This window comes from Enterobacter sp. WPR_3_1, from assembly GCF_003635055.1.
GTDB lineage: Bacteria > Pseudomonadota > Gammaproteobacteria > Enterobacterales > Enterobacteriaceae > Enterobacter > Enterobacter ludwigii.
The window spans coordinates 114,493-127,238 of the sequence record NZ_RBXU01000010.1 but is presented as its reverse complement, the minus strand read 5'-3'; the positions used below and the strand labels follow the sequence as shown (position 1 = coordinate 127,238).

The window sequence follows — 12,746 nt, the reverse complement described above, 5'->3', positions numbered from 1 at the left end:
GGGGCAATTGTGAAACTGGATGAAATCGCCCGGCTAGCCGGCGTGTCACGAACAACGGCCAGCTATGTGATTAACGGTAAAGCAAAGCAGTACCGTGTCAGCGATAAGACCGTTGAAAAAGTTATGGCGGTGGTTCGTGAACATAACTACCATCCGAATGCTGTCGCAGCTGGCCTGCGTGCCGGACGCACCCGCTCTATTGGCCTGGTGATCCCGGATCTGGAAAACACCAGCTATACCCGTATCGCCAACTATCTTGAACGTCAGGCGCGCCAGCGTGGCTATCAGTTGCTGATTGCCTGCTCGGAAGACCAGCCCGACAACGAGATGCGCTGTATTGAGCATCTGCTCCAGCGTCAGGTCGATGCCATCATCGTCTCCACCTCTTTACCGCCTGAACACCCGTTTTATCAGCGCTGGGCGAACGACCCATTCCCGATTGTGGCGCTGGATCGTGCGCTCGACAGGGAGCATTTCACGAGCGTCGTCGGTGCCGATCAGGATGATGCCGAGATGCTGGCGGCAGAGCTGAGAACCTTCCCGGCTGAAACGGTGCTGTATCTGGGGGCGCTGCCTGAACTGTCAGTCAGCTTCCTGCGTGAACAGGGGTTCAGAACCGCCTGGAAAGACGATCCCCGTGAGGTGCACTACCTCTATGCCAACAGCTATGAACGTGAAGCGGCCGCACAGCTTTTCGAGAAATGGCTGGAAACGCACCCGATGCCGCAGGCGCTATTCACCACCTCATTTGCTCTGCTGCAGGGGGTGATGGATGTGACCTTACGCCGTGAGGGTAAGCTGCCTTCCGACCTGGCCATCGCGACCTTCGGTGATAACGAGCTGCTCGACTTCCTCCAGTGCCCGGTTCTGGCGGTGGCTCAACGCCATCGTGATGTGGCTGAACGCGTGCTGGAAATTGTGCTGGCAAGTCTGGACGAGCCGCGTAAACCGAAGCCGGGTCTGACGCGTATTAAACGTAATCTTTACCATCGCGGAATTTTGAGCCGCCATAAATGAAATGACGGGGCGGAGAAATCTGCCCCCTTTTGACGAAATAATTCGCCGGGATAATTCCCGTAGAGAAATTAGGATAATTCTTGCGAATTTACTTTCTGCTATTTTTCTTAATTCATTTTGGCGTTTAATGGTTCCTTTAAAGGACGTTTAAACGATTTTAAATGCCTGTCTTTGTATTATTTTGTTACAAACCCTCTTCCGGCGATGAATATTCAGACGTTTTTCCTTCTCCTGTGCCAGCTTGCACGGCAACCGCCGCGTTTCGCGAGCCCTGGGGTGAATCTGGCGCTGTTATCCCCTGAGAATCTGTCATAAAATGCTGCCCGCGTCGCAAACTGACACTTTATATTTATCTGCGATGATATTGAGTGAGCCTTAACGCTAGTGTGCATATTCGGTTTTTTTCTTACAAATATTCATAACGTTAATTTTGCCTCGCCAGTTGTGCAGTTATTAACCAGGACTGTTTATCTCTGTAAATAGAGGCCTTTCGGGCCTGTATAGGGAGAGTCCTGGCTTGACAAGCTTTTCCCTCGCTCCGTAAACTCCTTTAGGTGGGAATTTGTGGGTTAAAGTGGTGAGGAGGGGTGAGACTGGCATGTTCCGTGGAGCTACGTTAGTCAATCTCGACAGCAAAGGGCGTTTATCGGTACCAACCCGATACCGCGACCAGCTGATTGAGAACGCTACGGGTCAAATGGTTTGCACCATTGACATCAACTCCCCCTGCCTGCTGCTTTACCCCTTACCTGAATGGGAAATTATTGAGCAAAAGCTGTCGCGACTGTCGAGCATGAACCCGCAGGAACGCCGCGTGCAGCGGTTGTTATTGGGACATGCCAGTGAATGTCAGATGGATAGCGCAGGCCGGTTACTGATTGCCCCTGTGTTACGGCAACATGCCGGTCTGACCAAAGAAGTGATGCTGGTCGGGCAGTTCAACAAGTTTGAACTGTGGGATGAAACGACCTGGTATCAACAGGTCAAGGAAGATATCGACGCTGAGCAGTCTGATTCCGCGACATTATCGGAACGGCTGCAGGACTTGTCTCTATAAATATGATGGAAAATTACAAACATAAAACGGTGCTGCTGGATGAGGCCGTTAACGGCCTGAATATTCGTCCGGACGGCATCTACATTGATGGCACTTTTGGTCGCGGTGGCCACTCGCGTTTAATCCTCTCCCAGCTTGGAGCGGAAGGGCGTCTGCTGGCAATCGATCGCGATCCGCAGGCGATTGCCGTTGCGCAAACCATCGATGACCCACGCTTTTCCATCGTGCATGGACCTTTCTCTGCGCTTGCTGATTATGTTGCCGAGCGCGGCCTGACGGGCAAGATCGACGGAATCCTTCTCGATCTTGGCGTCTCTTCACCCCAGCTTGATGATGCTGAACGCGGCTTCTCCTTTATGCGCGATGGTCCACTGGACATGCGCATGGATCCGACTCGCGGTCAGTCTGCCGCCGAGTGGTTACAAACCGCGGACGAAGCGGATATTGCCTGGGTGATCAAAACCTTCGGCGAGGAGCGTTTTGGCAAGCGTATCGCGCGCGCCATCGTTGAGCGTAATCGCATTGAGCCGATGACCCGCACGAAAGAGCTGGCCGAGGTGATCGCGGCGGCGACGCCGGTGAAGGATAAGCACAAACATCCCGCGACCCGTACCTTCCAGGCGGTTCGCATCTGGGTAAACAGTGAACTGGAGGAAATAGAGCTGGCGCTAAAAAGCTCGCTCGACGTGCTGGCCCCGGGTGGGCGGTTATCCATCATCAGCTTCCATTCGCTGGAAGACCGCATTGTGAAGCGCTTTATGCGTGAACAAAGCCGCGGTCCACAGGTTCCAGCGGGGCTGCCGATGACGGAAGAACAACTCAGGAAGCTGGGTGGCCGTCAGTTGCGAGCATTAGGCAAGTTGATGCCGGGCGAAGAAGAAGTGGCACAGAATCCACGCGCCCGTAGTTCAGTGCTGCGTGTTGCAGAGAGGACGAACGCATGATCGGCAGAGTGACAGAGACCCTAAGCAAAGTTAAGGATTCGTTAGGAAGCAACGAGCGCCATGCCTTGCCTGGCGTGATCGGCGACGATCTTTTGCGGTTTGGGAAACTGCCACTCTGTCTGTTCATTTGCATCATTGTCACGGCCGTCACGGTGGTCACGACTGCCCACCACACACGCTTATTAACTGCGCAACGCGAGCAGATGGTACTGGAACGCGATGCGCTGGATATTGAATGGCGAAACCTGATCCTTGAAGAAAATGCGCTCGGCGATCACAGCCGGGTTGAACGGATCGCAACGGAAAAGCTGCAATTGCAGCATGTTGATCCTTCTCAGGAAAATATTGTAGTACAAAAATAAGGGAAAACGCGACGCATGAGAGCAGCGGCAAAAACGCTTAAACCAAAACGTCAGGAAGAACAGGCCAACTTTATCAGTTGGCGTTTTGCGTTGCTTTGCGGCTGCATTTTACTGGCGCTGGGTTTCCTGCTGGGACGCGTGGCGTGGTTGCAAATCATCGCCCCTGACATGCTGGTTCGACAGGGCGACATGCGTTCCCTTCGCGTTCAGGAAGTGTCGACGTCCCGCGGGATGATCACCGACCGATCAGGCCGTCCACTGGCCGTGAGCGTACCGGTTAAAGCCATCTGGGCCGATCCGAAAGAGCTGCACGATGCGGGTGGCATTACGCTTGATAACCGCTGGAAGGCGCTCTCGGATGCCCTGAAAATGCCGCTGGATCAGCTCGCTTCCCGCGTCAACGCCAATCCAAAAGGGCGTTTTATCTATCTGGCGCGTCAGGTCAACCCTGACATGGCGGACTACATTCGTAAGCTGAAGCTGCCGGGTATTCACCTTCGTGAAGAATCCCGCCGCTACTATCCTTCCGGCGAAGTAACCGCTCACCTCATTGGCTTTACCAACGTTGATAGCCAGGGGATTGAGGGCGTTGAAAAAAGCTTCGATAAATGGCTCACCGGCCAGCCTGGCGAGCGAATTGTTCGTAAAGACCGCTACGGCCGCGTTATCGAAGATATCTCTTCCACGGACAGTCAGGCGGCACACAACCTGGCGCTGAGTATTGATGAGCGTCTGCAGGCATTGGTCTACCGCGAGCTGAACAACGCCGTCGCCTTCAACAAGGCGGAATCCGGCAGCGCCGTGCTGGTGGACGTCAGTACGGGCGAAGTGCTGGCGATGGCCAACAGTCCGTCCTATAACCCGAACAACTTTACCGGCACCGCAAAAGATGCGATGCGTAACCGGGCAATTACCGACGTGTTCGAACCGGGCTCCACGGTAAAACCGATGGTGGTCATGACGGCGCTCCAACGTGGCATCGTCAATGAAAACACGGTTCTGAACACGATCCCTTACCGTATTAACGGCCACGAGATTAAAGACGTGGCGCGCTACAGCGAATTGACCCTGACCGGGGTTTTACAGAAGTCGAGTAACGTTGGCGTTTCAAAGCTGGCGTTAGCGATGCCGTCCTCAGCGTTAGTAGAGACTTACTCACGTTTTGGGCTTGGAAAGGCGACCAATTTGGGGTTGGTCGGAGAACGCAGTGGCTTATATCCTCAAAAACAACGGTGGTCTGACATAGAGAGGGCCACCTTCTCTTTCGGCTACGGGCTAATGGTAACGCCGTTACAGTTAGCGCGAGTCTACGCAACGATTGGCAGCTATGGCGTCTATCGTCCGCTGTCCATTACCAAAGTTGATCCACCGGTTCCAGGTGAGCGTATCTTCCCGGAATCCATCGTGCGTACCGTCGTTCATATGATGGAAAGCGTGGCGCTGCCTGGCGGCGGCGGCGTGAAGGCAGCGATTAAAGGCTATCGCATCGCCATCAAAACCGGTACCGCGAAAAAAGTGGGGCCAGACGGCCGTTACATCAACAAATACATTGCCTATACCGCAGGCGTTGCGCCTGCCAGTAATCCGCGTTTTGCGCTGGTGGTCGTCATTAACGATCCACAGGCGGGTAAATACTACGGCGGCGCCGTTTCCGCGCCTGTGTTCGGGGCCATCATGGGCGGCGTGTTGCGCACCATGAACATCGAACCGGATGCGCTGGCAACGGGTGAGAAAAGTGAATTTGTAATTAATCAAGGCGAGGGTACAGGTGGCAGATCGTAATTTGCGCGACCTTCTCGCTCCGTGGGTGCCTAATGCACCGGAGCGAGCACTGCGAGAGATGGTACTGGACAGCCGTGCGGCTGCTTCTGGCGATCTTTTTGTGGCGGTGGTCGGTCATCAGGCGGACGGGCGTCGTTATATCCCGCAGGCGATTGCGCAAGGTGTTGCTGCCATTATTGCTGAGGCCAAAGATGAGGCAACCGACGGTGAAATCCGTGAAATGCACGGGGTGCCGGTCATCTATCTCAGCCAGTTAAACGAGCGTCTCTCTGCGCTGGCCGGACGTTTCTATCACGAACCGTCCGATCGGCTGCGTCTGGTGGGCGTGACAGGTACAAACGGCAAAACCACAACCACGCAGCTCATGGCGCAGTGGGCGCAGCTGCTGGGTGAAACCGGTGCGGTCATGGGAACTGTCGGTAACGGTCTGTTGGGCAAAGTGAGCCCGACCGAAAACACCACCGGCTCCGCAGTCGACGTACAGCACGTGCTGGCCGGCCTGGCAGGGCAGGGGGCAACCTTTGCCGCGATGGAAGTCTCTTCCCACGGTCTGGTGCAGCACCGCGTGGCGGCGCTGAAGTTTGCCGCCTCAGTATTCACTAACCTGAGCCGCGATCACCTTGATTATCATGGTGATATGGAGCATTACGAAGCGGCGAAATGGCTGCTCTACTCCACCCACCATAGCGGACAGGCCATTATCAACGCTGACGACGAAGTCGGTCGCCGCTGGCTGGCGAAGCTGCCGGATGCGGTTGCGGTGTCGATGGAAGACCATATCAACCCGAACTGCCACGGCCGCTGGCTGAAGGCGGTTGCGGTGGATTATCACGACAGTGGCGCCACCATTCGTTTTACCTCCTCATGGGGTGACGGTGAAATTGAAAGCCGTCTGATGGGCGCGTTTAACGTCAGCAACCTGCTGCTGGCGCTGGCGACGCTGCTGGCGCTGGGTTATCCGATGAACGCGCTGCTGGAAACGGCCGAGCGTCTGCAGCCGGTATGTGGCCGTATGGAAGTGTTCAGCGCACCGGGCAAACCGACCGTGGTGGTCGATTATGCCCACACGCCGGACGCACTGGAAAAAGCACTGGAAGCGGCGCGTCTGCACTGCACCGGTAAGCTCTGGTGTGTGTTTGGCTGCGGTGGCGACCGTGATAAGGGCAAACGTCCACTGATGGGTGCCATTGCTGAACAGTTCGCGGATATTCCGGTTGTAACCGATGACAACCCGCGTACTGAAGAGCCGCGCGCCATTATTAACGACATTCTGTCGGGCATGCTGGATGCAGGCCGCGCTCGCGTGGTGGAAGGCCGTGCGGAAGCCGTGACCAACGCCATCATGCAGGCTCAGGAAAACGACGTTGTGCTGCTGGCCGGGAAAGGCCATGAGGATTATCAGATTGTTGGCAACCGTCGTCTCGATTATTCGGACCGCGTCACGGCCGCGCGTCTGCTGGGAGTCGTGGCATGATTAGCATCACCTTAAGTCAGGCCGCTGCGGTACTGCAGGGCGAGCTGCTGGGTCACGATTTGACCATCGATGCCGTAACGACCGATACCCGCAAAGTGACCCCGGGTTGTCTGTTTGTGGCGCTGAAGGGCGAACGTTTTGACGCGCATGATTTTGCACAACAGGCCAGGGAGAATGGTGCAGGGGCGCTGCTGGTCAGCCGTAAACTCGCTGTCGATCTGCCGCAGATCGTGGTGAAAGATACCCGTCTGGCATTCGGCGAGCTGGCGGCCTGGGTTCGTCAGCAGGTGCCGACGCGCGTCGTCGCGCTGACCGGTTCATCAGGCAAAACCTCTGTGAAAGAGATGACTGCGGCCATCCTGAGCCAGTGCGGAAATACGCTTTATACGGCAGGCAACCTTAACAATGATATCGGCGTGCCGATGACATTACTTCGCCTGACCAAAGAGCATGAATTTGCCGTGATCGAGTTAGGGGCAAACCACCAGGGCGAAATCGCCTGGACCGTGAGCCTGACGCGCCCGGAAGCAGCGCTGGTGAATAACCTGGCCGCTGCACATCTGGAAGGTTTTGGTTCGCTGGAAGGCGTGGCGAAAGCTAAAGGCGAGATCTATACCGGCCTGCCGGAAGACGGTATCGCCATTATGAATGCCGACAACAATGACTGGCTGAACTGGCAACAGATCATTGGTTCCCGCAAGACCTGGCGCTTCTCGCCGAATGCGGCCAACAGTGATTTTACCGCGACCAATATTCATGTGACTTCGCATGGCACGGAATTCACCCTTAATACCCCAACCGGGGGCATTGAGGTGCTTCTGCCATTGCCGGGTCGTCATAATATCGCCAATGCGCTCGCGGCAGCGGCGCTGTCGATGGCGGTTGGTGCGTCGCATCAGGCGATTAAAACCGGTCTGGCAAATTTAAAAGCCGTGCCGGGGCGTCTGTTCCCGATCCAGCTTGCGGAAAACAAACTGCTTCTGGATGACTCCTATAACGCGAACGTCGGCTCAATGACCGCGGCGGTGCAGGTGTTGTCTGAGATGCCAGGTTATCGCGTGCTGGTGGTGGGCGATATGGCTGAGCTGGGTGATGAAAGCGAAGCGTGTCATGTCCAGGTGGGGGACGCGGCGAAAGCGGCAGGTATTGATTGCGTGCTGAGCGCCGGAAAACTGAGCCAGGCGATTAGCCATGCCAGCGGTGTTGGCGAGCACTTTGCCGATAAAGCCGCGCTGATTGAACGCCTTAAGGCATTGATGACAGAAAAACAAATTGTGACTGTGTTAGTGAAAGGTTCACGTAGTGCCGCCATGGAAGAGGTTGTGCACGCATTACAGGAGAACGGGACATGTTAGTTTGGCTGGCCGAACATTTGGTCAAATATTATTCAGGCTTTAACGTCTTTTCCTATCTGACGTTTCGCGCCATTGTCAGCCTGCTGACTGCGCTGTTCATCTCTTTGTGGATGGGCCCGCGCATGATTGCCCGTCTGCAAAAACTCTCCTTCGGTCAGGTTGTGCGTAACGACGGTCCGGAGTCGCACTTCAGCAAGCGGGGTACGCCGACCATGGGCGGGATCATGATCCTGACCGCGATCGTTGTTTCCGTACTGCTGTGGGCTTATCCCTCTAACCCGTACGTCTGGTGCGTACTTACCGTGCTGGTGGGCTACGGCATCATTGGGTTTGTTGATGATTACCGCAAGGTCGTGCGTAAAGACACCAAAGGTCTGATCGCCCGCTGGAAATACTTCTGGATGTCGGTGATTGCGCTGGGTGTGGCCTTCGCGCTGTATCTGGCAGGAAAAGACACACCCGCCACCGAGCTGGTGGTGCCGTTCTTTAAAGATGTGATGCCGCAACTGGGGCTGTTCTACATTCTGCTGGCCTACTTCGTCATCGTGGGCACCGGTAACGCCGTAAACCTGACCGACGGTCTGGATGGCCTGGCGATTATGCCAACCGTCTTCGTCGCCGCCGGTTTTGCGCTGGTGGCGTGGGCCACCGGTAACATGAACTTTGCTAACTATTTGCACATTCCATACCTGCGACACGCAGGCGAACTGGTTATCGTCTGTACGGCGATTGTCGGGGCGGGACTGGGCTTCCTGTGGTTCAACACCTACCCGGCGCAGGTCTTTATGGGTGACGTCGGTTCACTGGCTCTGGGCGGCGCGCTGGGCATTATTGCCGTACTGCTGCGCCAGGAGTTCCTGCTGGTGATTATGGGTGGGGTATTTGTGGTTGAAACCCTTTCAGTGATTTTGCAGGTCGGGTCCTTCAAGCTGCGCGGTCAGCGCATCTTCCGTATGGCACCGATTCACCATCACTATGAACTGAAAGGCTGGCCGGAACCGCGCGTGATTGTGCGCTTCTGGATTATTTCGCTGATGCTGGTGCTGATTGGCCTGGCAACGCTGAAGGTACGTTAATCATGGCAGATTACCAGGGCAAAAAAGTCGTTATCATCGGGTTGGGGCTGACAGGCCTCTCCTGCGTGGACTTTTTCCTCGCGCGCGGCGTGACGCCGCGCGTAATGGATACGCGTGTTTCTCCGCCGGGTCTGGATAAACTGCCGGAACAGGTTGAACGCCACCTTGGTGGTCTGAATGATGACTGGCTGCTGGCAGCCGATCTGATTGTCGCCAGCCCCGGTATGGCGCTGGCGCATCCTTCACTCAGCGCCGCGGCCGATGCGGGCGTTGAGATTGTCGGTGATATTGAGTTGTTCTGCCGTGAAGCGCAGGCACCCGTTATCGCGATTACCGGCTCTAACGGTAAAAGCACCGTCACCACCCTTGTGGGTGAGATGGCGAAAGCGGCGGGCATGAACGTGGGCGTGGGAGGCAATATTGGCCTGCCAGCGCTAATGCTGCTGGATAAGGGCTGTGAATTGTACGTCCTCGAGCTTTCCAGCTTCCAGCTGGAAACGACCTCCAGCCTTCGTGCGGCCGCGGCGACGATCCTTAACGTTACTGAAGATCATATGGATCGCTATCCGTTTGGTCTGCAGCAGTACCGCGCCGCCAAACTGCGCATTTATGAAAATGCGAAGGTCTGCGTCGTCAACGCGGATGACGCCCTGACCATGCCGGTGCGCGGGGCGGACGATCGCTGCATTAGCTTTGGCATCACCATGGGTGACTATCATCTTAACCGTCAGTTGGGCGAAACCTGGCTGCGCGTGAAGGGTGAGAAAGTGCTGAACGTGAAAGAGATGAAGCTTACCGGCCAGCATAACTACACCAATGCTCTGGCGGCGCTGGCGCTGGCGGATGCCGTAGGGCTGCCGCGTTCGTCCAGCCTGCAAGCATTGACCACCTTTACCGGCCTGGCGCACCGTTTCCAGCTGGCGCTGGAGCACAACGGTGTGCGCTGGATTAACGACTCAAAAGCCACCAACGTCGGCAGTACCGAGGCCGCCCTGAACGGCCTGCACGTTGAAGGTACCCTGCATTTACTGCTGGGCGGCGACGGTAAATCGGCGGATTTCTCCACGCTGAAACCGTATCTCGCCGGGAATAATATCCGCTTGTACTGCTTTGGTCGCGACGGCAGTGAGCTGGCTGAGCTGCGTCCTGACATTGCCGAGCAAACCGAGACCATGGAGCAGGCGATGCGGCTGATTGCCCCTCGCGTGAAGCCGGGTGATATGGTGCTGCTCTCTCCGGCCTGCGCCAGCCTCGATCAATTCAAGAATTTCGAACAGCGTGGCGATCTCTTTACCCGTCTGGCGAAGGAGTTAGGCTGATGCGTTTATCTCTCCCTCGCCTGAAAATGCCGCGCCTGCCAGGATTTGGCGTTCTGGCGTGGGTGTTTGCGGCACTCAAAGGCTGGGTGATGGGCTCTCGTCAAAAAGATAACGACAGCCTGGTCATGTACGACCGTACGCTCTTCTGGCTCACTCTGGGGCTGGCGGCGGTTGGTTTTATCATGGTGACCTCGGCGTCCATGCCTGTCGGGCAGCGACTGGCGAACGATCCGTTCCTGTTTGCGAAACGTGATGGCCTGTACATCATCCTGGCATTCTGTCTGGCGCTGGTGACATTACGTCTGCCGATGGAGTTCTGGCAGCGGCACAGTACCGCGATGCTGATCGCCTCCATCATTATGCTGCTGATCGTACTGGTGGTGGGGAGCTCCGTAAACGGGGCATCGCGCTGGATTGCCTTTGGCCCACTGCGTATTCAGCCCGCGGAATTTACCAAGCTCTCCCTGTTCTGCTACCTGGCTAACTACCTGGTACGTAAAGTGGATGAAGTGCGTAATAACCTGCGCGGCTTCTTAAAACCCATGGGCGTTATTCTGGTGCTGGCGGTCTTACTGCTGGCGCAGCCTGACCTTGGTACCGTGGTCGTGCTGTTTGTCACCACGCTGGCAATGCTGTTCCTGGCCGGGGCGAAGCTGTGGCAGTTCATCGCCATCATCGGAATGGGTATCTCAGCGGTTGTGCTGCTGATCCTCGCCGAGCCTTACCGTATCCGCCGTGTGACCTCATTCTGGAACCCGTGGGAAGACCCGTTTGGCAGCGGTTATCAGCTGACGCAGTCGCTGATGGCTTTTGGTCGCGGTGAAGTCTGGGGTCAGGGGCTGGGCAACTCGGTACAGAAACTGGAGTATTTACCCGAAGCGCACACTGACTTCATCTTCTCCATTATTGGGGAAGAACTGGGTTATATCGGTGTGGTATTAGCGCTATTAATGGTATTCTTCGTCGCTTTCCGCGCCATGTCGATTGGGCGAAAAGCGCTGGAGATCGATCACCGCTTTTCAGGTTTCTTAGCCTGCTCAATAGGTATCTGGTTTAGTTTCCAGGCATTGGTTAACGTCGGGGCCGCAGCGGGTATGCTGCCGACCAAAGGCCTGACGTTGCCGTTGATCAGTTATGGTGGTTCCAGTCTGCTGATTATGTCGACGGCCATCATGATGTTGTTACGCATAGATTATGAAACGCGTCTGGAAAAAGCCCAGGCGTTTACACGAGGTTCACGATGAATCAACCGAAGCGGTTAATGGTGATGGCAGGCGGTACCGGTGGACATGTGTTCCCGGGGCTCGCAGTTGCGCACCATTTAATGGATCAGGGCTGGCAGGTACGCTGGCTGGGAACCGCGGACCGCATGGAAGCCGACCTGGTACCGAAGCACGGTATTGAGATCGACTTTATTCGCATTTCCGGCTTACGCGGAAAAGGCATTAAGGCCCAGCTTCTGGCACCGGTGCGTATTTTCAACGCCTGGCGTCAGGCGCGCGCCATCATGAAGCGTTTTAAGCCTGATGTGGTGCTGGGGATGGGCGGCTATGTTTCTGGTCCGGGTGGGCTGGCGGCCTGGTCGTTGGGCATCCCCGTGGTGCTGCATGAGCAGAACGGCATTGCCGGTCTGACCAATAAATGGCTGGCTAAAATTGCCACCAAAGTGATGCAGGCTTTCCCGGGAGCCTTCCCGAAGGCGGACGTGGTGGGTAACCCGGTGCGCGTAGACGTGCTGGCGCTGCCATTACCGGATGCGCGCCTGCCTGGTCGTGAAGGGCCGGTCCGTGTGCTGGTCGTTGGCGGTTCTCAGGGCGCACGCATTTTAAACCAGACGATGCCGCAGGTTGCAGCAAAGCTGGGGGATGCGGTGACAATCTGGCACCAAAGCGGAAAAGGTGCTCAGCAGATGGTTGAGCAGGCTTACGCCGATGAAGGCCAGTCGCAGCATAAAGTGACGGAATTTATCGACGACATGGCCGCAGCGTATGCCTGGGCCGATGTCGTGGTCTGCCGCTCTGGCGCATTGACGGTGAGCGAAATTGCTGCCGCCGGGTTGCCGGCTCTGTTTGTGCCGTTCCAGCACAAAGACAGACAGCAGTACTGGAATGCGCTGCCGCTTGAGAAAGCCGGCGCCGCGAAAATATTTGAACAGCCACAATTTACCGCCGATGCGGTCGCCACCACCCTGGCGGGCTGGAACAGAGAGGCATTACTGGAGATGGCGCAACGCGCACGCGCGACCGCTATTCCTGATGCCACGGAACGGGTGGCAAAAGAAGTGAGCCTGGCAGCCCAGGCTTAACCCTCGCAGCGCGTGTTGCGCTGCACGAATTTTTTAAGTAGTCGATGGCGTTTAG

11 protein-coding genes are annotated in these 12,746 nt (G+C 56.3%); all 11 read left to right on the top strand.

Annotation, left to right across the window (positions count from 1 at the left end; translation table 11 throughout):
- Positions 1 to 9: 9 nt before the first annotated feature.
- The 11 genes from cra (at position 10) to murG (ending at position 12,691) form a co-directional block, all read left to right on the top strand.
- A complete protein-coding gene (cra, locus tag BJ887_RS12210; RefSeq protein WP_014168621.1) occupies positions 10 to 1,017 on the top strand; it encodes a catabolite repressor/activator in 1,008 nt (335 codons plus the stop codon).
- A gap of 598 nt (positions 1,018 to 1,615) precedes the next feature.
- Entirely contained in the window at positions 1,616 to 2,074 is a 459-nt protein-coding gene (gene mraZ / locus BJ887_RS12205) for a division/cell wall cluster transcriptional repressor MraZ (protein WP_025205427.1), read from the top strand.
- Positions 2,075 to 2,076: 2 nt separating this feature from the next.
- Entirely contained in the window at positions 2,077 to 3,018 is a 942-nt protein-coding gene (rsmH, locus tag BJ887_RS12200; protein ID WP_014168623.1) for a 16S rRNA (cytosine(1402)-N(4))-methyltransferase RsmH, read from the top strand.
- On the top strand, positions 3,015 to 3,380 hold the full coding sequence (gene ftsL / locus BJ887_RS12195) for a cell division protein FtsL (protein ID WP_008501989.1): 366 nt from the start codon (positions 3,015 to 3,017) through the stop codon (positions 3,378 to 3,380). Before rsmH ends, ftsL begins: the two co-directional genes overlap by 4 nt.
- A 15-nt stretch (positions 3,381 to 3,395) precedes the next feature.
- Positions 3,396 to 5,162, top strand: coding sequence for a peptidoglycan glycosyltransferase FtsI (locus tag BJ887_RS12190; RefSeq protein ID WP_014168624.1), 1,767 nt, complete (start codon positions 3,396 to 3,398; stop codon positions 5,160 to 5,162).
- A complete protein-coding gene (murE, locus tag BJ887_RS12185; protein WP_032679622.1) occupies positions 5,149 to 6,636 on the top strand; it encodes a UDP-N-acetylmuramoyl-L-alanyl-D-glutamate--2,6-diaminopimelate ligase in 1,488 nt (495 codons plus the stop codon). The genes BJ887_RS12190 and murE overlap by 14 nt, the downstream gene beginning before the upstream one ends.
- Complete coding sequence (murF, locus tag BJ887_RS12180; protein ID WP_044857284.1) at positions 6,633 to 7,991, top strand: UDP-N-acetylmuramoyl-tripeptide--D-alanyl-D-alanine ligase; 1,359 nt, start codon at positions 6,633 to 6,635, stop codon at positions 7,989 to 7,991. Before murE ends, murF begins: the two co-directional genes overlap by 4 nt.
- Positions 7,985 to 9,067 (top strand): phospho-N-acetylmuramoyl-pentapeptide-transferase, encoded by a 1,083-nt coding sequence (mraY, locus tag BJ887_RS12175; protein ID WP_008501985.1) that lies wholly within the window; start codon positions 7,985 to 7,987, stop codon positions 9,065 to 9,067. The genes murF and mraY overlap by 7 nt, the downstream gene beginning before the upstream one ends.
- Before the next feature lie 2 nt (positions 9,068 to 9,069).
- The gene (gene murD / locus BJ887_RS12170; protein WP_025205419.1) at positions 9,070 to 10,386 is read left to right on the top strand and encodes a UDP-N-acetylmuramoyl-L-alanine--D-glutamate ligase; all 1,317 of its coding nucleotides are present in this window, start codon (positions 9,070 to 9,072) and stop codon (positions 10,384 to 10,386) included.
- Positions 10,386 to 11,630: a cell division protein FtsW gene (gene ftsW, locus BJ887_RS12165; RefSeq protein WP_014168628.1), complete on the top strand. Its 1,245-nt coding sequence runs from the start codon at positions 10,386 to 10,388 to the stop codon at positions 11,628 to 11,630. The genes murD and ftsW overlap by 1 nt, the downstream gene beginning before the upstream one ends.
- A complete protein-coding gene (gene murG / locus BJ887_RS12160; protein WP_121339914.1) occupies positions 11,627 to 12,691 on the top strand; it encodes an undecaprenyldiphospho-muramoylpentapeptide beta-N-acetylglucosaminyltransferase in 1,065 nt (354 codons plus the stop codon). Before ftsW ends, murG begins: the two co-directional genes overlap by 4 nt.
- Positions 12,692 to 12,746: the final 55 nt, after the last annotated feature.

Bases quoted from the DNA above. Each gene is read 5' to 3' on its own strand.
- mraZ (WP_025205427.1), top strand. From the start codon at position 1,616: ATGTTCCGTGGAGCTACGTTAGTCAATCTCGACAGCAAAGGGCGTTTA.
- rsmH (WP_014168623.1), top strand. From the start codon at position 2,077: ATGATGGAAAATTACAAACATAAAACGGTGCTGCTGGATGAGGCCGTT.
- ftsL (WP_008501989.1), top strand. From the start codon at position 3,015: ATGATCGGCAGAGTGACAGAGACCCTAAGCAAAGTTAAGGATTCGTTA.
- BJ887_RS12190 (WP_014168624.1), top strand. From the start codon at position 3,396: ATGAGAGCAGCGGCAAAAACGCTTAAACCAAAACGTCAGGAAGAACAG.
- murF (WP_044857284.1), top strand. From the start codon at position 6,633: ATGATTAGCATCACCTTAAGTCAGGCCGCTGCGGTACTGCAGGGCGAG.
- mraY (WP_008501985.1), top strand. From the start codon at position 7,985: ATGTTAGTTTGGCTGGCCGAACATTTGGTCAAATATTATTCAGGCTTT.
- murD (WP_025205419.1), top strand. From the start codon at position 9,070: ATGGCAGATTACCAGGGCAAAAAAGTCGTTATCATCGGGTTGGGGCTG.
- ftsW (WP_014168628.1), top strand. From the start codon at position 10,386: ATGCGTTTATCTCTCCCTCGCCTGAAAATGCCGCGCCTGCCAGGATTT.
- murG (WP_121339914.1), top strand. From the start codon at position 11,627: ATGAATCAACCGAAGCGGTTAATGGTGATGGCAGGCGGTACCGGTGGA.